Here is a 20,456-nt window from a genome sequence, read left to right as displayed (position 1 = left end):
CTCAAACCCGCTGCTCGCGCAGGTCGGTCACCTCGTTCGCGGGCGCCCAGCCCTGGTAGACGCCGAAGTCGAACGCCTCCAGCCCCATCTTCTGGGCCACCGGCCAGCGGCCGCCGGTGTACTCCACGCGCAGCCACCCGTCGTGCTCGGCCAGCACGATGAACGGCTGACCCTGCCAGGTGCAGGTGGTCCGCACGTACGCCAGGTCCTCGATCTCGGCGACCGGCACCACCCGGACGTGCCGGCCGGGGCGTACCTCGGTGAAGCCCTCGCCCGGCTCCGGCTGGTACAGGCGGACGTCGCCGCCGTCCGGGCTGGCCTGGTACTCCCGGCCCCGCCAGCGGGCCACGTAGCCGTCGCGGGTCACGCGTCATCCGCCTTGACCCAGAGCAGCGCGTCGGTGTCCAGCACCGCGACCACCCGCTCGCTGCGGTCCGCGCCGATCCGCCACAGCTCGGCGCCGTGCGGCAGCCGGGCGCTGTCCACCTTGAACTCGGCGACCACGTCGCTGCTCTCCCCCGGGGCGAAACCGTTGCCGCGGAACGGGGGCCGCTCGATCACCCAGCCCTCCATCGCCCGCATCGCGCCCTCGTTCTGCCCGCCGTAGGGGATCCGGTAGAGGCTCGGCCGGTAGGCCGGCCAGCGCAACACGTAGATCTCCTCGGCGTCACGGGAGAACGGCGAGCCGGGGTGGCCGAGGCCGAGCGCGTCGTACAGCTCGGCCGGGGTGCCGAGGTGGGCCAGCTCGCCGGCCCGGTGCACGAAGCCGGATACCCGGTCGTAGCCGCGCTCCAGGTAGTAGGCGAGCTGGCTCGGCGCGATCGCCTTCTGCATGATCACGGGGCGGGTCGGGTCCGCCGCCGGCGGGGCGGGCCGGGGCTCGGCCGCCGGTGCCGGTGCGGTGGCGGGGGGCTCCGGCTCGGTCTCCGGGTCGTCACCCAGCCCCACCTCGGCGGCCCAGTTGGCCAGCGCGAGAACCTGCTCCCCCGGGTACGTCGCCCCGACCGGGGTGCCCGGGTTCACGGCGAAAGACCAGCTCACGTCCGGCCAGCGGCGGATGAGCTGGACGAACTTGACCCGTACCGTCTCGGTCGCCCCGCCGGCCCGGTCCGCCAGCCGCTCGGGCGAGGTGTAGACCACCACGTACGTGCCGCCGTCGATCTGCTCGGTGCACCAGACGAAGCCGGGGTCGCCCGGCCGGCTGCCCACCACCGAATCGGCGGCGACCGGAAGCAGCACCCGGGCCAGCAGCAGGGTGGTGAGGAAGCTGTCGGTGCTGCCGCTGCCGGCCGCGCTCAGCAGCTCCTCCTCCACCTCGTTCGCCGGCACGAAGTCGGCCTTCCTGGCACCGCCCAGCGGGGAATCGGCTGCGAGGGCTTCGGCCGTCGGCTTCCCCGGCGGCACGGGCCCGGCCGCGGCGGCGGGCGCGAACACCGATGTCGTCGGCTCGTTCGCGGCGACGGCCGGCGCGAACACGGACGTGGTCGGTTCGTCCGCGGCGTCGGTCGGCGTGAACACGGACGTGGTCGGCTCGTCCGCGGCGGCGGCCGGCGTGAACAGCGGCACGTCCGGCGGCGCGGGCGGCTCGAACAGCGGCACGTCCGGCGGCGCGGGCGGCTCGAACAGCGGCTCGGTCGGCTCGGCCGCCGAGGGGGCCGGCGCGAACAGCGTTGTCGTCTCGTCCGCCGGGGCACTCCGGTCGAACAGCGGCTCGGTCGGCTCGGCCGCCGAGGGGGCCGGCGCGAACAGCGTGGTCGTCTCGTCCGCCGGGGCACTCCGGTCGAACAGCGGCGCGGTGGGCTCGGTCGACCCGAACAGCGACGTGGTCGGCTCGGGCGCCGGGGAGATGGGCGCGAACAGCGAGGTCGTCGCCTCGTCCGCCGCCGCACCCGGGTCGACCGGGGACACCGCCGGGCCGGCGGGCGGCTCGGCCAGCGGCGCGGTCGGCTGGTCCGCCGAGCCGGCAGGGGTGAACAGCGACGGAGGAGCCGGTTTCGACCCGTGCGGCGCGGACGGGCTGGACAGCGGCACGGTCGGCACGGCCGGCGGGTCGACGCGCGTCTCCCCGGGGAAAGCGGCCCGCCCCGCCCGGAAGTCGGAGGACCCGGCGGCGGCACGATCGACGGTCGGCGACGGGGGTGGGTCCACCAGCAGCGGCACGGTGGGGTCGGTGGGACCGGCCCAGGGCGCCGCCGTGCCGCCGTCGCTCGGGGACGTGGCCGGCGCCGTGGCCGACGCCATCGCGGAGGCGGCGGCGGGCACCGTGGGCACCGCGTACGGCTCGGGCGGCGGAACGGCGGCGGGACGCGGAGCCGGCTCGGCCACCTCGCGGGACTCGATGACGGTGCCCTCGATGACGATCGGGGTGAAGCCCCGACGCGACGCGGGCGGGCCGGACACCGGCTCGGCGATCGACGGCGGAAGCTCCTCGGCCTCGGCGAGGTCGACCGGGCCGGGAATCGGCTGGGTCGGTTCGTCCGGTCCCGGGTCGTCGCCCGTGCCGGGGCGCCGCCGGGGCAGGGCCTGGGTGGTCTCCCCGGCCGGGGCGGCGGGGCGGAACGGCCGTTCCGGCGCCGCGGGCCGGCTCGCCGGGGTCGGTTCGGCCGAGTCCACCCGGAAGGCCTGCGTCGGGTCCTCCGGAACCGGCTCGTTCAGCGGCCGCCGGCGCGGGAACGGCTGGCCGCCGCCGGCGAACCGGGAGGGCGGCGTCGCCCGGTCCCCACCGCGGTGCGGCGGGTCCAGCGGCGAGGGCCGCCGGGGCGAACGGCCGGAGGTGGGCTCGAAGAAGGACCGGGCGGGTGGCGGCGCGGGCTCCACCGACCGGCCGTTGGCCGGGCCGGGGCGGCCGGTGTCGGCGAACGGATCCGGCTCGTCGGGACGTCGACGCAGGTCGGTGAGCCAGCCGTCGAGATTGTCCGCGCCCGGCTCGTTGCCGGCGGGGCCGGTCGGCCGCGCGTCGTCCAACGAACGGCGGCCGAGCGGGCGGGCCGGACGGCCGTTCGCCGGGTCGGGGCGGCGGGACGGTGGTGGGACGGGCGGATCGGCCGCGGCGGGGACGGTGGGCCGGGTGCTCGGGGCGGGAACGGTGGGGATCGGGACGGTCGACGGTTCGCCGGCCGGCTCGGGTCCACTCCGGGCGGGCGGGATCCGCCCTCCGGCCGCCGCCGGGGACACCGGCTGCGGGGGGACGTCCCGGCCGGGCGCGGACGGGCCACCCCGGGCGGCCCGGGCGGCGCTCTCCACCCGCTCCAGGCGAGCGCGGGCGCCCATGGTCCGGCCCGGCAGCCGGACGTCGCCCCGGGCGAGCTGCGCGACGAACCAGGCCGGCAGGTAGCCCTCGATCGGCAGCCCCGGATCGACCGCCAGCCACCACTCGTGGTTGGGCCAGTCCGCGGCCAGGTCGGCGTACGGGACCCGGCGGGTGGCGCCGGCGTTCTCTCCCAGGCAGGCGCGCAGCGCGGCGGCGGAGGTGAAGGCCAGCACGTGCGTCCGGCCCCCGGTGGTCCGGGTGCCCCAGCCCATCGGCCCGCGCCCGGCGGGCTTCTCCGCGGCGACCGGCAGCAGCAGATCGACACGGGTCAGGATGCGGAAGTAGAGCTGCTGGTCCTGCGCGCGGAGCGCATCCCGCATCGCCACCTCGGCCTCGGTGGCCGGTTCCCATCCGGTCACGGCCACCTCTCCTTCCGCGAACAGGCCACAGGCATCGCCTACAACCTACAAGGTGCTAACAAGATCACAATGCCTGGCCATCGACGGTCGGCCGGGCCGTCGGCGAGGCGCTAACATCCCGTTCCGGAGTCGACACGATACGGAGGCCGTCGATGTCCCGGCCCACCGCGCGCCCGGCCCTGGCCGTTCTGGCGACCCTCCTGGTCGCCGGGTTTCCGGCCGCCCCGGCGGCGGCCCGGGCGCCGTCGGCCTGCGCCGCGCCGCCCGCGCCGGCCCGCCCCGTCGCGGAGCAGCCCTGGCCCCAGCAACGGTACGCGCCGGACCGGCTCGCTCCCCTCGCCACCGGCGCCGGGGTGGTGGTCGCGGTGGTCGACTCCGGGGTCGACCGGTCCCACCCGCAGTTGGCCGGCCGGGTGCTCGACGGGGTCGACTTCCTCGACCCGGGCGGCGACGGCACCCGGGACTGCGCGGGGCACGGCACCGGCGTGGCGAGCATCATCGCCGCCGCGCCCCGGCCGGGTGTGGCCTTCCGCGGGCTCGCGCCGGACGCGCGCATCCTGCCGGTACGCGTCAGCGAACAGCAGGTGGTCGACGGGCGGGAGTCGGGGCGTACGGTCGGCGCGGCCGACTTCGCGCGGGCCATCCGGTGGGCGGTGAACCACGACGCCGACGTGGTCAACCTCTCGGTCGTGCTGTACGCGGACGACCCCGCCGTGCGCACCGCGATCGCCTACGCGGTCCGGCGGGACGTCGTGGTGGTGGCCGCCGCCGGCAACCTCCACGACAGTGGCGATCCCCGCCCGTACCCGGCCGCGTACGACGGGGTGCTCGGGGTGGGCGCGATCGGGGCGGACGGCACCCGCGCCGCCTTCTCCCAGACCGGCCCGTACGTCGACCTGGTCGCCCCGGGCAGCGACGTGCTCATGGCGGCGCCCCGGCAGGGCCACCACCGGGCGGAGGGGACGAGTTACGCGGCGCCCTTCGTGGCCGGCACGGCGGCGCTGCTCAGGCAGTACCGCCCCGAACTGGACGCGGCCGAGGTCGCCCGGCGGATCGTGGCGAGCGCCGACCCGGCCCCGGGACGGGCGGACGGCTACGGCGCGGGCGTGCTGAACCCGTATCGCGCGGTGACCGAGTCGACGAGTGGGCCGGCCGCCGGCCGGGGAACCGCGGCGGCGCTCCCGGTCGACCGGCCGGACGCCGCGGAGCTGGCGCGGCAGGCGCGCCGGACGACGGCCCGGGACCGGGCGCTGCTGGTGGCCGGCGCGGCCGGGGCCGCCGCCCTCGTGGTGGTGCTGCTGGCCGTGGTGCTGCCCCGCGGGGCGCGCCGCCGCTGGCACCCCGCCGGCCCGGCCTGACCCGGCCGGCATCGACGCCACCCCGCGGGGACTGACACGGCGGCGGGCGGCACGGGCGGGAGCGCCCGTGCCGCCCGCCGGCGGTCACTGGAACAGGTTGACGTTGCGCTTCTCGGTGTCGAGGTAGTCGGCCGCGGAGTCCTCCACGGCCAGCTTGATGTCGCGCAGCATGGCCTGGAGGTCCTGCGACGCGGCCCGCCAGCGGGCCTGCCGCTGCTCGTACGCCTCGCGCGCCTCGCCGGACCAGCTCGTCACCAGCGGGGCGGCGTCGCGTTCGAGCTGCCCGAGCTGGCTTTCGAGGGTGGTCAGCGCCCTCTGGATGTCCGCGCCGGCCTGTTGCAGGGCGGCGAAGTTGACGACCAGCACACCGTGGTCCATCGATCGGTCCTTCCCGTGCGTCAGAGTGGCAGCTGGATGCCGCGGTTGGTGCCCGCCACCCGGCCGGCGGCCTCGGTGTCGGACACGTCGTACTGCCGGCCGGCGGTGCGGATCGCGGTCGCGGTCTCCCGCAGCGCCCGCTGCAGGGCCGCCTGATCCTGCGCCCACTGCTGCTTGACCTGCCCGAAGGAGCGCCCACCGGCGCCCCGCCAGGCCTGCTGCAACACCTCCAGCTCGGCCATGAGGCCGCTCAGCATGGTCTGCAGCGACTGGTCGACCTGCTCGAACTTCGCGGCGGTCTGCTGCATCACCGCGGCTTCTGCCTGGGTCTGGGACACCCCGGACGTCACCTCGTCTCCTCGGTCGTGGCTGGTCGCCGGAGCGACCACCGTGGACTCGCCGGAGCGCGCCGCCGGAGAAGGGGGAAAGGGGACGGCCAGCGCGCTCGACGGAACTCGTCGCTGACGGTAGCCGTCCGACTCCGGTTCTGCTACCCCCTCGGGCTCCCCTGTGGACAACGAAGCTCTACGATGAGCCACGACGGCGTCACCCGGCGAACAGGCGGAGGAGGTGCGGTGACCGCGACCACGACCGGCCGATCGGCTCCCGCACCCGCCCCGTCGCCACAGTGGACACTGCGCCCGGCTCCGTCTCTTCGCGCCGGGCAGGTGGTGGCCGCGCAGGTCGCGGTGGCGGCGGTGGTCGCGGCCGTGGGCCGGGGCGTCCCGGTGACCGCGGCGGCCCTGCTGCTGGCGGCGGTCCTGCTCCCCGCCACCTGGGTCCGGTTCCGGGGCCGCTGGCTCTTCGAGTGGCTCGCCGTCGGCGCGGCGCACCTGACCCGGCGGCGCGGCCTGCCGGCGGCCTCCGGGCCGGCGGCGCTGCTGGAGCTGGCCCACCCCGGGGCGGCGGTGCGCGCGGCGGAGCTGGCCGGCGGCCCGGCGGCGGTGCTGGAGGACGCCGCCGGGATGACCGCGCTGCTGGAGATCGGCGACCCGGACGACCTGCTCGGCGAGGGCCCGCGGGAGCTGCCGTCGCCGCTCGGCCTGCTGCCCCCGCCCGGGCCGGAGAGCCCACCGGTCCGGATCCAGCTGCTGTGCTCCGCGTCGCCCGCGCCCGCGCCGGCGCCCACCGCCGGGGCGGGCACGGCCGGCACGTCGTACCGCCAGCTCACCGACGGGCGGCTCGCGGGGCGGGCCCGGGCGGTGCTGGCCGTCCGGGTGCTCCGGGCGGACGGCTGGTCGGACGAGGAGCTGCGCCGCGCCCTGTCCGGCACGGTCCGGCGGATCGTGCGCCGGCTCGGCCCGCTCTCCGGTCGCCCGCTCGGCGGTCCGGCGGCGCTGCGGGTGGTGGCCGAGCTGGCCCACCACGACGCCGGGGCGCCGGTCCGGGAGAGCTGGCCGGCGGTGACCGTGGGCGGGCTGCCGCAGACCACCTGGCGGCTGTGCCGCTGGCCGGATCCGCGCACCGACGCGGCGCGGCGGCTGGTGCCCCGGCTGCTGGCGCTGCCGGCCACCGCCACCACCGTCTCGCTCTGCGTTGGCCCGCGCGCCGGCGCAGACGCCGCGCCCACGCCGGCCGAGCTGACCGTACGCGTGGCCGCCCGCACGTCAGCGGAACTGGCGGTGGCCGAGCGGGCACTGCGCCGGCTCGCCGGGGATCTCGGCGGGCAGCTGCGCCGGTTGGACGGCGAGCACCTGGCCGGGCTGGCGGCCACCCTGCCGCTGGCGGTGGCCCGGACCGTCTCCCCGGTCGGGCCCGAGTTGGCCGCCCTGGAGCTGACTCTGGGCGAGTCCGGTCTGATGGTGGGCGCCAACCGGCACGGGGGCGCCGTGGCCGTACGCCTGTTCCGCCCCACGACGACCCGCCTGCTGCTGGTCGGTGGGGTCCGCGCGGCCCAGCTGCTGGTCCTGCGGGCGCTGGCGCTCGGCGCCCGGGTGGCGGTGCAGACGACCCGGCCCCGGGTCTGGGAGCCGTTCGTCCGCGGGGTGGGCGCACCGGGCGGCGCGGTGCCGCTGGTCCCTCCGGGGCGGCCGGTCGGCGGCGCGCCCGGGTCGCCGCTGCACCCGTTGCTGCTGGTGGTCGACGCCGGCCCGGTGCCGCCGGAGGTCGGTCCGGCGGCGGCCTGGCAGTCCGTGCTGGTGGTCCGGGACGAGCTGACCCCGGCCGACACGGGCGCGCTGGCCCGCGCGGACCTGGCGATCCTGCAACCGCTCGACCCGGGCGAGGCGGCGCTGGCCGGCGCGGCGCTCGGTCTGGGCGGCTCGGCGGAGTGGCTGACCCGGATCCGCGACGACATGGTGGCGGTGGTGAACCGGCGGGCGTTGCGCTGGGCGCTGCTCTCGCCGACGCCCATCGAGTCGCAACTGGTCGGTCGCCCGGCCCGGCACTGAGCCGATCACGGGTTCCGCCAGTCGACGCGGCGTGGCACGATCCCGGCCATGGATTTTCTGAAGGGTCTCCTGATCCGGCTGGCCACCACTGCGGTGGCCTTCTGGTTGGCCACGCTGCTCATCCCGGGCATCACGCTGGACTCGGATTCGGCCACCGAGACGGTGACCACGCTGGTCCTCGTCGCGGTGATCTTCGGCGTGGTCAACGCGGTGCTCCAGCCGATCATCAAGACCGTCGGCTGCGGCTTCTACCTGTTGACCCTCGGCCTGATCGCGCTGGTCGTCAACGGCCTGCTCTTCCTGCTCACCAGCTGGATCGCCGGTGAGGCCGGGCTGCCGTTCCACGTGGACGGCTTCTGGCCGGCCGCGGTGCTGGGCGCGCTCTTCGTCGGCATCGTCACCTGGATCCTCGGCGCCGTCCTCGACCGCGACTGAGCCCGCACCACCCGCCGATTCCCGCCCGCCGGCCGAGGCCAGTGGGCGGGAATTGGCTGGCGAGGCCGGGTCGGGCCGCAACTAGGGTCGAGGGGTGTTCACCCTGACCCGCCCCGACGGCTACCTGCTCAGCACCGATCCGGACCGGCTCGACCTGGACCGGGTGCACCACTGGCTCTCCACCGACGCCTACTGGGCGCTCGGGCGGGACCGGGACACGGTGGGGCGGGCGTTCGCCGGGTCCATCGGCTTCGGCGTCTACCGGCCCGGTGACGGGCGGCAGGTGGCGGTGGCGCGGGTGGTCACCGACCGGGCGACCTTCGCCTGGCTCTGCGACGTCTACGTCGACCGGGCCGAGCGGGGCCGGGGGCTGGGCACGTGGCTGGCCGGCGCGGCCCGCGACCACCTGGCCGAGATGGGTGTACGCCGGATCGTGCTGGCGACCGAAGACGCGCACGGGGTGTACGCCAAGGTCGGCTTCGCCCCGGTCGAGCCGGATCGGTGGATGAAGTGGGCAGCGCCGGTGACCCAGCTCACCGGAAAGGAGCAAAGGGCCGTTTCACCACTTACGGTGGAGGCGTGAACCAGACCCGTCTCGGCTACCTCTACGGCTTCGGCGCGTACCTGCTCTGGGGTTTCTTCCCGATCTACCTGAAGCTGCTCCGCCCGGCCGGGCCGGTGGAGATCCTCGCGCACCGGATCGTCTGGTCGGTGGTCTTCGTGGCGCTGCTGCTGGCCGCCATGCGCAACGTCGGCTTCCTGCGGGCGCTGGCCCGGCGGCCCCGGGCGCTGGCCGCCATCGCGGCCGCCGCCGCGCTCATCGCGGTCAACTGGGGCACCTACATCTACGGGGTGAACTCCGACCGGGTGGTGGAGACCGCCCTCGGCTACTTCATCAACCCGCTGGTCGTGGTGCTGATCGGGGTCTTCGTGCTGCGCGAGCGGCTGCGCCCGGCGCAGTGGGCGGCGCTCGGTGTGGGTGGCCTCGCCGTGGCGGTGCTGACCGTCGACTACGGCCGGCTGCCCTGGCTGGCCCTCACGCTGGCCTTCAGCTTCGCCGGGTACGGGCTGGTCAAGAAGCGGCTCGGGCTGCCCGCCGCGGAGGGGCTCTTCGTCGAGTCGGCGGTGCTGGCCCTGCCCGCCCTGGCCTACCTCGGCTGGCTGGCCCGGCAGGGGGAGGCCACGTTCGGGCACGGCTCCGCCGGGCACACCGCGCTGCTGGTGCTGGCCGGCGCGGCCACCGCCATCCCGCTGCTGCTCTTCGCCGGGGCGGCCAACCGGCTGCCGCTGACCGGGCTGGGCATGTTGCAGTACCTGGCGCCGATCCTCCAGCTCGGCTGCGGCGTGCTGGTCTTCCACGAGCCGATGCCGCCGGCCCGGCTGGCCGGGTTCGCCCTGGTCTGGGTCGCCCTCGTGGTGTTCACCGTCGACGCCCTCCGGCACACCCGCCGGACCCGCGCCGCGGCGCGGGCGGCCGCCACCCCGGTGCCCGCCGGCACCCGCTGACCGCCCTCAGCGGGCGTCGTAGGCGAGGACCGGGGTGCCGTCGGCGCGGACCAGTTCGAGGCGGACCAGCTCGCCGTGGGTGAAGTGGGTGGCGCCGACCACCCGGACGTTGTCGCCGGGGGCGGCCAGCCACGTGCCGACCTGCTCCGTCGCGCCGTCCGGGCCGTGCGCCACCAGCCGGAAGGTGTACGCCTCGCGGTGGCCGGCACGCTGGTCGTACCCGCAGCGCACGGTGACCTCGGTTCCCCACCTCTTGTCGGTCAGGGCGACCTCGGCGTGCAGCGGCACCGGGCCGTCGACCGGCCGCATGGCCGTCATGGGCACCTGTGCCGTCGCGCTCGCCGTCGCCGTCGGACCGGTGGCCGTCGGCGGCCGGGCGGCCGGCGGGCGGACCAGGGACACCCCGACCCCGGCCAGCACGGCGAGGGCGGCCGCAGCGAGCGCGGTCAGCGCGTACCGTCGCCGGGACCGGGACCGCTCGCGGCGCCGGCGCTCCCGCGCGGCGTCGAGCAGCGCGGGCACCCGGGAGGTCTCCGCGGCGGACGGCAGAAACTGCTCCAACCCCGCCGGGTCGAGCCGGCCCAGCAGGCCGGGCAGCACGGCGATCTCGGCGACCGCCTCCCGGCAGGACGCGCAGCCGGCCAGGTGCCGCTCGTAGGCCGCCCGGTCGGCGGGGGCGAGGGCGCCCAGCACGTACGCGCCGTCGTCGTGCGCGAACTCGCAGCGGGTCATCCGGTCACCCCCATCTCGGCCAGCGCCAACCGTAGTGAGCGCAGCGCGTAGTGCGTGCGCGACTTCACCGTGCCCGGCGGCACCCCGAGCCGGGCGGCCGCCTCCGCCACCGACCGCCCCTGGTAGAAGCACTCCACGAGCACCTCCCGGTGGGTCGGGCTGAGCCGGTTCAGCGCTTCGGCCACGGTCCACGCCTCCACCGCGCGCTCCGTCTCGTCGACCGTCTCGGCGGGTTCGGGCAGCTCGTCGGTGTAGACCTCGCCGACGCGGGTGGACCGCCGGCGCCAGGCGTCGATGGCCAGGTTCCGGGCGGTGGTGAAGAGCCAGGCGCGGACCGAGCCGCGCCGCGGGTCCAGCGACTCGGGATGCCGCCAGGCCCGGAGCAGGGTCTCCTGCACCAGGTCCTCGGCGCGCGTGCGGTCGCCGTTGACCAGCCGGAGGGCGTGCGCGAAGAGCGCGTCGGCATGCTCGTCGTGCAGCGCGCGCAGCAGTTGGGCGTCGTGGTCACTGATGGCGGTACCTCGCTTCCGGCGGCGGGGAGACCGGCGATGCGTCCGCCCCTTGATACGTGCCGTGACGCCGATCGGTTCAGCCGCAGGTCACACGGTAGGTGTTCACGTCCGGTTCACGCGCCCGCCGGTGCCCGCTCACCGGGCCCTGGCAGCGTCCGGCCCGTACGCGCGACCGGGCGCTCCGGCCGCGCCACCGACGTCCGATCAGGAGGCTCCACCCCATGAGCGACCGTCCTCGGCTGCTCCCGCTGCTGGGCGCCACCCGCCACGGCGCACGGGACGCCATGACCTGCCAGTACCGGTGCGGCAACGCCTGCGACCACCCGGTGCCGAACCGCTCCGACAACCCGTACTTCGGGGACCTGGTCGACGCCGAGGTCTCCCGGCGTGGCGTGGTGCGGGCCGGCGCCGCCGGCGCCCTCGTGCTCGGCTTCGGCGGCGCCGTGGCCGGTGCCCTCGCCGGCGCGGCCCCGGCCGCCGCCGCACCCGCCGCCCCGGCCGTTCCGGGCGCGGGCGAGGCGGCCGCACCGGCCGGCGGGGTGGGCAGCGGCGCGCTGACCTTCAGGCCGATCCCGCCGAACAAGCTGGACAGCCTGGTCGTGCCCAACGGGTACGACCACGCCGTGGTGATCAAGTGGGGTGACCCGGTGGTGCCGGGCGCGCCCGCGTTCGACGTGCACGCGCAGACCGCCGCCGCGCAGGCGAAGCAGTTCGGTTACAACAACGACTTCGTCGGGGTGCTGCCGATCGACCGCAGGCGGGCGCTGCTCGTGGTCAACCACGAGTACACCAACGAGGACCTGATGTTCCCCGGCTTCACCGGCCAGGACGCGCTGTCGGTGGAGCAGGTGCGGGTGGCCATGGCCGCGCACGGCATGTCCGTGGTGGAACTGGAGCGGGTCGACGCCACCGGGCAGTGGCGGCCGGTGCGCAGCGGCCGCCGGCAGTACAACCGGCGGGTCACCGCGCTGGCCACGAAGTTCGAGCTGACCGGCCCGGCCGCCGGCTCGGCCTGGCTGCGCACGGCAGCCGACCCGAAGGGCCGTACGGTGGTCGGCACGCTGAACAACTGCGCCGGCGGGGTCACCCCGTGGGGCACGGTGCTCTCCGGCGAGGAGAACTTCAACCAGTACTTCGTCGGCGGCGACGGCGCGCCCGAGGAGCTGAAGCCGAAGCTGGCCCGCTACGGCATCCCGACCGACGTGCGCTACCCGAGCGGCAGCCGCAAGTGGGAGCGCGCCGACGAGCGCTTCGACCTGGCGAAGCACCCGAACGAGGCGCACCGCTACGGCTGGGTCGTCGAGATCGACCCGTTCGACCCGGAGAGCCGCCCGCGCAAGCACACCGCGCTCGGCCGGGTCAAGCACGAGGGCGCCAACGTGATCGTCGCCAGGGACGGGCGCGTGGTCGCGTACATGGGCGACGACGAGCGCTTCGACTACCTCTACAAGTTCGTCTCGGACAAGAAGTTCATGCCGGGCAACTCGTGGGTGGCCCGCAAGCACAACCTGACCCTGCTGGAGTCCGGCACGCTCTACGTGGCCGCCCTGGAGGGGAACAGCGCCGCCGAGATCGACGGCACCGGCAAGCTCCCCTCGGACGGGGCGTTCGACGGCCGGGGTCGCTGGATCAAGCTGGTGAGCGGCAACCGCTCGTACGTCGACGGGATGACCGCCGCCGACGTGCTGACCTTCACCCGCCTCGCCGGGGACAAGGTCGGCGCCACCAAGATGGACCGTCCCGAGGACGTCGAGCCGAGCCAGCTCACCGGCAAGGTCTACGTGGCGCTGACCAACAACACCGACCGCGGCAAGGCCGGCAAGGCGGCGGCCGACGAGGCGAACCCGCGCAACCTCAACAAGCACGGGCAGATCCTGGAGCTGGTCGAGGACCGGGGCGACAACACCGCCGAGACCTTCGCCTGGTCGCTGCCGATCGTCTGCGGCGACCCGGCGGACCCGGCCACCCACTTCGCCGGGTACGACAAGACCAGGGTCTCTCCGATCTCCTGCCCGGACAACGTCGCCTTCGACGCCACCGGCAACCTGTGGATCTCGACCGACGGCAACGCGCTGGGCAGCAACGACGGCCTCTTCGCCACCGCCGTCGAGGGTCCGGAGCGGGGCCACCTGAAGCAGTTCCTCACCGTGCCGCTCGGCGCGGAGACCTGTGGCCCGTTCATCACGAAGGACAACCGGTCGGTCTTCGTGGCCGTGCAGCACCCGGGCGAGATCACCGGCGCGTCGGTGGAGAACCCGGCCTCGACCTGGCCGGACGGCGACTTCGCCAAGCCCGGCGTGGTGGTCACCTGGCGCCTGGACAGCGGCCCGGTCGGCAGCTGACGTTCCCCCTGGCGGTCCGGCGCTGGACCGCCGGTGAAGGGCCCCTTCCCCTGCCGGGGAGGGGCCCTTCGCGCGTACCCGACGCGGGATCAGGCGGCGCGGCCGGCCTTGAGGGCCGCCGCCGTGCCGACGACGCGGCGGGCCTGGTGGCGGGCCGCCTCAAGGGCCACCTCCCCGGGCGGCCCGTCGCCGGCCACGTGGGAGGTGCCGTAGGGGTTGCCGGACCGGAACTGGACGGGGTCGGTATAGCCGGGGGGCACGATGATGCCGCCCCAGTGGTAGAAGGTGTTGCCCAGCGCCAGGAGGGTGGACTCCTGCCCGCCGTGAGCCGTGTTGGAGGCGGTGAAGGCCGAGTAGACCTTGTCCGCGAGCCGGCCCTGGAACCACAGCGGGCCGGTGGTGTCGATGAACGCCCTGAGCTGGCTGGCCGGGTTGCCGAAGCGGGTCGGGGTGCCGAACAGCACCGCGTCGGCCCACTCCAGGTCGTCGTGGCCGGCCTCGGCGACGCCGGCGGTGTCCTGGAGGTGCCGCTCCCACTCCGGCCTGGCACCGACCGCCTCCGGCGGCGCCGTTTCGGCGACCCTGCGCAGCCGTACGTCGGCGCCGGCCTTCTCCGCGCCCTCGACGGCGGCCTGTGCCAGGGTGTGGATGGTGCCGGTGGCGCTGTAGTAGATGATCGCGACGTGCACGGGTTCCATGGTCGGCTTCCTTCCGGTGCGGCTCTGCCCGGTACGACGGAACGGCCCGGCGGGATGTGAGGTGGAGTGCCGACCTCACAGTCCGGGACCACGGTTCGTCGTCAGGGGTGAGGCAGCACGTCCGAGGAAGCCGGTGACACCATGACCCACCCGCCCGACCCGGGCCTGAGCGTGATCCTGAGCGAGCGCCGTCGACTGACCAACCTCGCGTACCGGCTGCTCGGCTCCCTGGCCGACGCCGAGGACGTCGTCCAGGAGACCTGCGCCCGCTGGTACGCCATGTCCCCGGCGCAGCGGGAGGCCGTGGACTCCCCTGGCGCCTGGCTGACGACCGTCGCCAGCCGGGTCTGCCTCGACCTGCTCGGCTCGGCCCGGGTCAGGCGCGAGCGCTACGTGGGCGAATGGATCCCGGAGCCGCTGCCCGACCGTACGGAGTGGACCGGCGCGCGGCCGGGCGCCGACCCGGCCGACCGGGTCACCCTCGACGAGTCGGTCAACATGGCCTTCCTCGTCGTGCTCGACGCGATGACCCCGGCCGAACGCGTCGCGTTCGTCCTGCACGACGTCTTCCGCTACCCCTTCGCCGAGGTGGCCGAGATCGTCGGCCGGAGCCCGGCGGCCTGCCGCCAGCTGGCCACCTCGGCCCGCCGGCGCGTGCGCACCGCGCGCCCGGGCGCGGTCCCGGCGGCCCGGCGCGCCGACGTCGTCCGAGCCTTCAAGGAGGCGTGGGAGGCCGGGGACATCGACGCCCTCATCGGCCTGCTGGCCCCCGACGCCACGGCCACCGGCGACGGCGGTGGACTCGTCACCGCCGCGCCCCACCCGGTCGAGGGCGCCGAGCAGGTCGCCCGCTTCTTCGCCGACCGGCCCGCCGCGGCGCCCGGCATGACGCTCGTGGAGCGGACGGTCAACGGCCAGCCGGGCCTGGTGGCCCAGCAGGACGGCGTCACCGTGTCGGTGATGGCGTTCGCGGTCACCGGCGACCGCATCGCGCACATCTGGGCGGTGCTCAACCCCGAGAAGCTCCACCCCTGGACGGCCGGCTGACGGCCACCGGGGTCTCAGGCGTCGGCGGCGATCCCGTCGGCGACCGCGCGGGCCACGGTGAGCAGCTTGGCCCGGACCACCCGGGCGGAGGTCATCATCTCGCTGGCCGGCAGCGCGCAGGCCAGCACCACCCGGCGCTCGATGTCCTTGTCGGGAGTGACCAGCACGGCCGCGCACGCCACCCCCTGCCGGAACTGCCCCAGCTCCAGCTGCATGCCGCGCCGGTCGCCGGCGGCCAGGTCGGCCTCGAACGCCTCGACCGTGGTGAGGGTGGCGCCGGTGAACGGGCGCATGCCGTATTCCCGCAGGTAGCGGAAGCGCTGCTCGGCGGTGAGGGTGGCCAGCAGGCTCTTGCCGAGCGCGGTGGCGTGCGCCCCCTCGTCGAAGCCCGGCACCAGGTCCTCCAGGTACGGCGAGCGCGGACCCTCGGCGACCGCCGTGACCGCCACCTGACCGCCCACGAAGCGGCCCAGGTAGTGGCTCCAGCCGGTGTCCGCAGCGGCCCGCCGCAGTGCCTCCCCGACCGGCGGCGGCCCGCGGAAGGCGGTGACCAGCTCGCGGTAGCGGTCGGCGACCTCCAGCCCGACGATGTACGTGCCGTCCTCCCGGCGGATCACGTAGCCCTCGTAGGCCAGCGTGCGCACCAGGTGGTAGGTGGTGGCGACGGTCAGCTCGCAGCGGCGGGCGATCTGCTTGACGGTGAGCCCTTTCGGCGCACGGCCGACCGACTCGAGCACTCGTAGCGCGCGGGAGACACTTCGGATCAGGTCCGAAGGTTCCGCCAAGGGGTCACGCACAACCACCTCCGCCGCCGGGGACTTACACCATATGAAAAACAGGCCGAGTGCGAAATGCCTGTTCGGATCGAGGATGCCAGATCACCGGGCACGGACCGTGCACCGACAGACACGATCAGCTGCCAAAACGTGATCGGCGTAGGTTGGGCGGGCCATGACCGAAACCTTGTCGCATCCCGCTCCACCCGCGCCCCGGCGTACCGTCCGGATCAACGCGGGCGCGATCGCCACCACGATCGCCTGCGTCCTGCCCGTCTTCCTGGTCGGCGGGCTCGCCGTGCAGATGGGCGACGACCTCGACTTCACCCCCGCCCGGCTCGGCCTGGCCGTCTCGGTCTACTTCGGCGTCAGCGCCCTCGCCTCGGTCCCCTCCGGCACCCTGGTGGAGCGCTACGGGCCGGCCGTGGTGGCCCGCGCCGGCATCCTCCTCTCCGCCGGCTCGCTGCTGGCCGTGGCGGGGCTGGCGCGGTCGTACCCGGTGCTCGTGGTCCTGCTCGCGCTCAGCGCCGCCGCCAACGCCCTCGGCCAGCTCGCCAGCAACGCGGCGCTGGCCCGGCACGTGCCCGCCCACCGGCAGGGGCTCTCCTTCGGGCTGAAGCAGGCCGCCATCCCGGTCTCCACCCTGCTGGCCGGCGCGGCAGTGCCGACCGTGGCGCTGACCGTCGGCTGGCGCTGGGCGTTCGTGGTGGCCGCCCTCGCGGCGCTGGCCGCGCTGCCCGCCGTACCGCCGGCGGAGCGGGACCGGGTCCGGCGCGCCGCCACCGGCCCGGCGGGCCGGGCCACGACGGCCCTCGTGGTGGTCGGCGTGGCGGCCACCCTGGCGGCCGCCGCGGCGAACGCGCTGGGCACCTTCGTGGTCGACTCGGCGGCCGGCCGGGGGCTGTCCCCGGCGCTGGCCGGCCTCACCCTCACCCTGGGCAGCGCGGTGTGCGTGGCGGCCCGGGTGGGCGTCGGCTGGCTGGCCGACCGCCGGGAGACCGGCCACGTCGCGCTGATCGCCGGGATGCTGGTGGTGGGCGCGGTGGGGCTGGCCCTGCTCGCGGTGTCCGGCCCGGTGCCGCTGGTGGCCGGCGTGGTGCTCGGCTTCGGCCTCGGCTGGGCCTGGCCCGGGCTCATGAACTTCGCGGTGGTCCGGCTCCACCCGCAGGCCCCGGCCGCCGCCACCTCGATCACCCAGACCGGGGTGTACGCGGGCGGCTGCGTCGGCCCGCTCGGCCTGGGCGCGATCGCCGACCTGGCCGGCTACCCGGCGATGTGGGGCACCGCGGCGGGCGCCATGCTCCTGGCCGCCCTGTGCATGCTCGTCGGCAGCCGGCTGCTGTCCCGCCCCTGATGGTGGTGCGGCCGCGACCCGATCGGTAGGGCTGACCCCCGGCCGAAGTCGGAGGCTCGCCGGATCGAGACCGGTCCCGCCGCTCCCTAGCGTCGTACGCATGATCAAACCAGTCATGCGCCTGGTGCTCGCGCTCGCCGTGGCACTGCTCGCCGCTCTCGCGGTCCCGGCCCCGGCCCCGGCCGCACCCGCTCCCGACTACGCGGCGTTCCTGGACGGGGTGATACCGGCGCAGCTGGCGCGGCACCGGATTCCCGGTGCGGCGGTGGTGGTCGTGGCCGGCGGCCGGCAGGTGTTCGCCAAGGGGTACGGCCTCGCCGACGTGGATGCCCGGACCTCGGTGGACGCGGACCGCACCGGGTTCTTCATCGCCTCGACCACGAAGGTGTGGACGGCCACGGCGGTCCTGCAACTGGTCGAGCAGGGCAGGCTGGACCTGCACGCGGACGTGAACCGCTACCTCACCGACTTCACGATCCGCGACAGCTGGCCCGGCCGTCCGGTCACCCTGGCTCACCTGCTCACCCACACGTCCGGCTTCGCCGACCAGATCCTCGGCGCCGCGGTGGAGCACCCGGCCGACGCCCCGTCGCTGGCCGCCTACCTGGCCGGGCACCAGCCCGACCGGGTCCGCCCGCCGGGCACGCTCGCCTCCTACGACAACTACGGCTTCGCCCTCGCCGGGTATCTCGTGCAGGTGGTCTCCGGGCAGCCGTTCGACCGCTACGTGGCGGAGCACGTCCTGCGACCGCTGGCCATGTCCGGGTCCAGCGCCGCCCAGCCGCACCCGGCCGCGATCGACGCCACCCTGGCCCGCGGCTACCGACCCGACGGCGGCGGGCAGGCGCTCGCCCGCGGCCAGTACGGCCCCATGACGCCCGCGGGCGCCGGTGTGGTGGCGACCGCGACGGACATGGGCCGCTTCCTCCGCGCCCAACTGGGCGGCGGCGCCGGCCCGCGCCTGCTCGGGCCGGAGGCGCTGGCCCAGTCGGTGGCCCCGCAGTTCACCCACGACCCGCGCCTGCCCGGCATGGCGTACGGCTGGGAGGAGCACCCCGGCGGCGGGCGGCGCATGCTCACCAAGGACGGCGACGTGCCGGGCTTCCACAGCAACATGGCCATCCTGCCGGAGCAGGGCGTGGGCGTCTTCGTGGCGTACAACGGCGACGGCGTCGACGGCAGCGCCTCCTACGCCAGCAAGGAGCTGGTCCGGCGTTTCGTGGACCGCTTCCACCCCGGTACGCGGGACATCGACCCGTCCGCCGGCACGGCCGGAAGCCTCGACCGGTACGCCGGCGACTACCGGGTCACCCGTACCGGCCGTGACCTGACCAAGGCGGCCGCCCTCGTGTCGTCGATCTCGGTCGAGGCGGGTCCCGACGGCACGCTCACCACCAACGGGCCGCTGTCGGCCGATCCCGGGAAGACCACGCAGCGGTGGACCCCGATCGGACCCGGGTTGTTCCAGGAACGCGACGGCGAGGACCGGCTCGGCTTCCGGGCCGACGGCGACGGCCGGGTGACCGCCCTGTTCAGCACCGCCAACCCCACCGTCGCCTACGAGCGGCTGCCCTGGTGGCAGTCGCCGCGGCTGCACCAGATCCTCCTGGCCGCCAGCCTGCTGGTGCTCCTCGGCGCCCTGCTCCACTGGCCGGTCGCCGGCCTGGTACGCAGGCTGCGTGGGCGCCCCGCGCCGAGCCGGTGGGCCGGCGCGGCACGACTCGCCGCCTGGGTCACCGCCGCGCTCGTGGCCGGGTGCACCGCCGGCTTCGCCGTGCTGTTCTCCGACGGCAACCGGCTGAACGAGAGCATCCTGCTCGGCGGGTCACCCCTGATGACCACGGTGCTCGCCCTGTCGACCACCGCCGTGGGCACCACCGCCCTGACCGCAGCCGGCACGGTCGCGGCCTGGCGCCACCACTGGTGGACCCTGACCGGCCGCGCGTTCCACACGGCGGTCACCCTGGCCGCCACCACGTTCCTCGCGGTGGCCGCGACCTACCACCTGGCCATCGCCTGACCCACACCGGTGTCGTTGATCAAGAAGTTTGCGCCTGGAAACGGGCAGGCGTGGACGCGAACTTCTTGATCAACCGAGGAGGTGGGGGCGGGCGGGCAGCCCGGGGGTCAGCTGGTGCGGTCGGCGATGTAGTCGCAGAGGGATTCGAGGGCGCGGCGGGCCGGGCCCGCGGGGAGCGGGGCGAGGTGGGCGCGGGCGTCCTCCGCGTAGCTGCGGACCGTCTCCCGGGCGCGCTTCAGCGCCGGCGACTCGCGGAGCAGGCCGAGCGCCTCGGCGTGCAGCGCGTCGTCGACCAACGGGCCGGTCGCCAGGATCTCCCGGAGCCGGACGCTGGCCGCGTCGGAGTCGTCGGAGGCGAGCGCGTAGAGCACCGGCAGGGTCGGCACGCCCTCGCGCAGGTCGGTGCCGGGCGTCTTGCCCGACTGCACCGACTCGCTGGCGATGTCCAGCAGGTCGTCGGAGAGCTGGAAGGCCACCCCGATGACCTCGCCGTAGCCGGCCAGCGCCTCGACGTGCTCGGCGGACGCACCGCCGAACATGCCGCCGAAGCGGGCCGAGGTGGCGATCAGCGAACCGGTCTTCTCGGCGATCACGTGCAGGTAGTGCGCGACCGGGTCGCTGCCGCGCGGGCCGACCGTCTCGGCGATCTGCCCGTGCACCAGCCGGGCGAAGGTGCGCGCCTGCAGGCGTACGGCCTCCGGGCCCAGTTCGGCCGAGATGTCCGCGGCCCGGGCGAAGAGGTAGTCGCCGACCAGGATGGCCACCGAGTTGGTCCAGCGGGAGTTGGCGCTCGGGGCGCCTCGGCGCACGACCGCCTCGTCCATGACGTCGTCGTGGTAGAGCGTCGCCAGGTGGGTGAGCTCCATCACCACGGCGGCGGGCACGACCTCGGCGGCGTCCGGGTCGCCGAACTGGGCGCCCAGCGCCACCAGCAGCGGCCGGAACCGCTTGCCGCCGGCCTCGACCAGGTGCCGGGCCGCCTCGCTGACGAGCGGATCGGCGCTGGCCACACTGGCGCGCAGGTCGGTCTCGACCCGCTCCAGGAGACCCAGCACGGACGCCTCGACCCGAGGATCGGCGAGATGCAGGCCGAGCGCGCCGAACTGACCCGTGCCCTCCGGGCCCGGACCGTCGGCCGGGCCGGTGGCACCTGAACGCTCGCCAGCCGGAATCACCACGCCATCAACCATGCCACACCCGTTCGACCTGCCCGGCGAGGGGGATACGGACCGGGGGCCG

At 75.5% G+C, this 20,456-nt stretch carries 18 protein-coding genes; 9 read left to right on the top strand and 9 right to left on the bottom strand.

Annotated features, from left to right (window positions below):
* Position 1: 1 nt before the first annotated feature.
* A complete protein-coding gene (locus NLX85_RS30195; RefSeq protein WP_254340874.1) occupies positions 2-367 on the bottom strand; it encodes a hypothetical protein in 366 nt (121 codons plus the stop codon).
* The gene (locus NLX85_RS30190; protein WP_254340873.1) at positions 364-3,669 is read right to left on the bottom strand and encodes an SseB family protein; all 3,306 of its coding nucleotides are present in this window, start codon (positions 3,667-3,669) and stop codon (positions 364-366) included. The genes NLX85_RS30195 and NLX85_RS30190 overlap by 4 nt, the downstream gene beginning before the upstream one ends.
* 152 nt (positions 3,670-3,821) lie before the next feature.
* Between NLX85_RS30190 and mycP the strand changes: the two genes are divergently transcribed.
* A complete protein-coding gene (mycP, locus tag NLX85_RS30185; RefSeq protein WP_254340867.1) occupies positions 3,822-5,027 on the top strand; it encodes a type VII secretion-associated serine protease mycosin in 1,206 nt (401 codons plus the stop codon).
* 84 nt (positions 5,028-5,111) lie between these two features.
* On the opposite strand, the gene NLX85_RS30180 is transcribed toward mycP, so the two are convergent.
* Both NLX85_RS30180 and NLX85_RS30175 read right to left on the bottom strand, forming a co-directional pair.
* Complete coding sequence (locus NLX85_RS30180; protein ID WP_091315243.1) at positions 5,112-5,405, bottom strand: WXG100 family type VII secretion target; 294 nt, start codon at positions 5,403-5,405, stop codon at positions 5,112-5,114.
* Between the two features lie 20 nt (positions 5,406-5,425).
* A complete protein-coding gene (locus tag NLX85_RS30175; RefSeq protein ID WP_254340931.1) occupies positions 5,426-5,743 on the bottom strand; it encodes a WXG100 family type VII secretion target in 318 nt (105 codons plus the stop codon).
* 237 nt (positions 5,744-5,980) lie between these two features.
* Here NLX85_RS30175 and eccE point away from each other — a divergent pair, with 237 nt between their 5' ends.
* The 4 genes from eccE (at position 5,981) to rarD (ending at position 9,736) form a co-directional block, all read left to right on the top strand.
* The gene (gene eccE / locus NLX85_RS30170; protein ID WP_374628630.1) at positions 5,981-7,795 is read left to right on the top strand and encodes a type VII secretion protein EccE; all 1,815 of its coding nucleotides are present in this window, start codon (positions 5,981-5,983) and stop codon (positions 7,793-7,795) included.
* 48 nt (positions 7,796-7,843) lie between these two features.
* The gene (locus tag NLX85_RS30165) at positions 7,844-8,230 is read left to right on the top strand and encodes a phage holin family protein (RefSeq protein ID WP_254340855.1); all 387 of its coding nucleotides are present in this window, start codon (positions 7,844-7,846) and stop codon (positions 8,228-8,230) included.
* Positions 8,231-8,324: 94 nt separating this feature from the next.
* On the top strand, positions 8,325-8,813 hold the full coding sequence (locus NLX85_RS30160; protein WP_254340853.1) for a GNAT family N-acetyltransferase: 489 nt from the start codon (positions 8,325-8,327) through the stop codon (positions 8,811-8,813).
* The gene (gene rarD, locus NLX85_RS30155; RefSeq protein ID WP_254340851.1) at positions 8,810-9,736 is read left to right on the top strand and encodes an EamA family transporter RarD; all 927 of its coding nucleotides are present in this window, start codon (positions 8,810-8,812) and stop codon (positions 9,734-9,736) included. Before NLX85_RS30160 ends, rarD begins: the two co-directional genes overlap by 4 nt.
* Positions 9,737-9,742: 6 nt before the next feature.
* Here the strand turns inward: rarD and NLX85_RS30150 are convergent, their stop codons facing one another.
* Both NLX85_RS30150 and NLX85_RS30145 read right to left on the bottom strand, forming a co-directional pair.
* Positions 9,743-10,468 carry an anti-sigma factor gene (locus tag NLX85_RS30150; protein WP_254340850.1) on the bottom strand — a complete coding sequence of 242 codons (726 nt, stop codon included), beginning with the start codon at positions 10,466-10,468 and terminating at the stop codon, positions 9,743-9,745.
* Positions 10,465-10,980 carry a sigma-70 family RNA polymerase sigma factor gene (locus NLX85_RS30145; protein WP_187399663.1) on the bottom strand — a complete coding sequence of 172 codons (516 nt, stop codon included), beginning with the start codon at positions 10,978-10,980 and terminating at the stop codon, positions 10,465-10,467. The genes NLX85_RS30150 and NLX85_RS30145 overlap by 4 nt, the downstream gene beginning before the upstream one ends.
* A gap of 221 nt (positions 10,981-11,201) precedes the next feature.
* On the opposite strand from NLX85_RS30145, the gene NLX85_RS30140 reads away from it, so the two are divergent.
* A complete protein-coding gene (locus NLX85_RS30140; RefSeq protein ID WP_254340848.1) occupies positions 11,202-13,322 on the top strand; it encodes a PhoX family phosphatase in 2,121 nt (706 codons plus the stop codon).
* Positions 13,323-13,411: 89 nt separating this feature from the next.
* On the opposite strand, the gene wrbA is transcribed toward NLX85_RS30140, so the two are convergent.
* On the bottom strand, positions 13,412-14,020 hold the full coding sequence (gene wrbA, locus NLX85_RS30135; protein ID WP_254340846.1) for an NAD(P)H:quinone oxidoreductase: 609 nt from the start codon (positions 14,018-14,020) through the stop codon (positions 13,412-13,414).
* Positions 14,021-14,161: 141 nt separating this feature from the next.
* On the opposite strand from wrbA, the gene sigJ reads away from it, so the two are divergent.
* Positions 14,162-15,067: an RNA polymerase sigma factor SigJ gene (gene sigJ, locus NLX85_RS30130; RefSeq protein ID WP_254340844.1), complete on the top strand. Its 906-nt coding sequence runs from the start codon at positions 14,162-14,164 to the stop codon at positions 15,065-15,067.
* A gap of 14 nt (positions 15,068-15,081) precedes the next feature.
* Here the strand turns inward: sigJ and NLX85_RS30125 are convergent, their stop codons facing one another.
* Positions 15,082-15,864, bottom strand: a complete 783-nt coding sequence (locus NLX85_RS30125; RefSeq protein WP_148427388.1) for an IclR family transcriptional regulator — start codon at positions 15,862-15,864, stop codon at positions 15,082-15,084.
* 154 nt (positions 15,865-16,018) lie between these two features.
* Here NLX85_RS30125 and NLX85_RS30120 point away from each other — a divergent pair, with 154 nt between their 5' ends.
* Positions 16,019-17,197, top strand: coding sequence for an MFS transporter (locus NLX85_RS30120; RefSeq protein WP_254340843.1), 1,179 nt, complete (start codon positions 16,019-16,021; stop codon positions 17,195-17,197).
* Between the two features lie 100 nt (positions 17,198-17,297).
* Complete coding sequence (locus NLX85_RS30115) at positions 17,298-19,217, top strand: serine hydrolase (RefSeq protein ID WP_254340842.1); 1,920 nt, start codon at positions 17,298-17,300, stop codon at positions 19,215-19,217.
* A gap of 107 nt (positions 19,218-19,324) precedes the next feature.
* Here NLX85_RS30115 and NLX85_RS30110 read toward each other — a convergent pair whose 3' ends face one another.
* Positions 19,325-20,407, bottom strand: coding sequence for a polyprenyl synthetase family protein (locus NLX85_RS30110; RefSeq protein ID WP_254340841.1), 1,083 nt, complete (start codon positions 20,405-20,407; stop codon positions 19,325-19,327).
* Positions 20,408-20,456 lie beyond the last annotated feature (49 nt).

It is taken from the genome of Micromonospora sp. A3M-1-15 (assembly GCF_024213425.1).
Lineage (GTDB): Bacteria > Actinomycetota > Actinomycetes > Mycobacteriales > Micromonosporaceae > Micromonospora > Micromonospora chersina.
Note: the sequence above shows the minus strand (reverse complement) of the source record. Positions and strands in the feature narration are given on the sequence as shown.

Coding starts and splice junctions, on each gene's coding strand:
- NLX85_RS30180 (WP_091315243.1), bottom strand. CDS start 5,405: ATGGACCACGGTGTGCTGGTCGTCAACTTCGCCGCCCTGCAACAGGCC.
- sigJ (WP_254340844.1), top strand. CDS start 14,162: ATGACCCACCCGCCCGACCCGGGCCTGAGCGTGATCCTGAGCGAGCGC.
- NLX85_RS30110 (WP_254340841.1), bottom strand. CDS start 20,407: ATGGTTGATGGCGTGGTGATTCCGGCTGGCGAGCGTTCAGGTGCCACC.
- NLX85_RS30165 (WP_254340855.1), top strand. CDS start 7,844: ATGGATTTTCTGAAGGGTCTCCTGATCCGGCTGGCCACCACTGCGGTG.
- NLX85_RS30120 (WP_254340843.1), top strand. CDS start 16,019: ATGACCGAAACCTTGTCGCATCCCGCTCCACCCGCGCCCCGGCGTACC.
- mycP (WP_254340867.1), top strand. CDS start 3,822: ATGTCCCGGCCCACCGCGCGCCCGGCCCTGGCCGTTCTGGCGACCCTC.
- wrbA (WP_254340846.1), bottom strand. CDS start 14,020: ATGGAACCCGTGCACGTCGCGATCATCTACTACAGCGCCACCGGCACC.
- NLX85_RS30150 (WP_254340850.1), bottom strand. CDS start 10,468: ATGACCCGCTGCGAGTTCGCGCACGACGACGGCGCGTACGTGCTGGGC.
- NLX85_RS30140 (WP_254340848.1), top strand. CDS start 11,202: ATGAGCGACCGTCCTCGGCTGCTCCCGCTGCTGGGCGCCACCCGCCAC.
- NLX85_RS30115 (WP_254340842.1), top strand. CDS start 17,298: ATGATCAAACCAGTCATGCGCCTGGTGCTCGCGCTCGCCGTGGCACTG.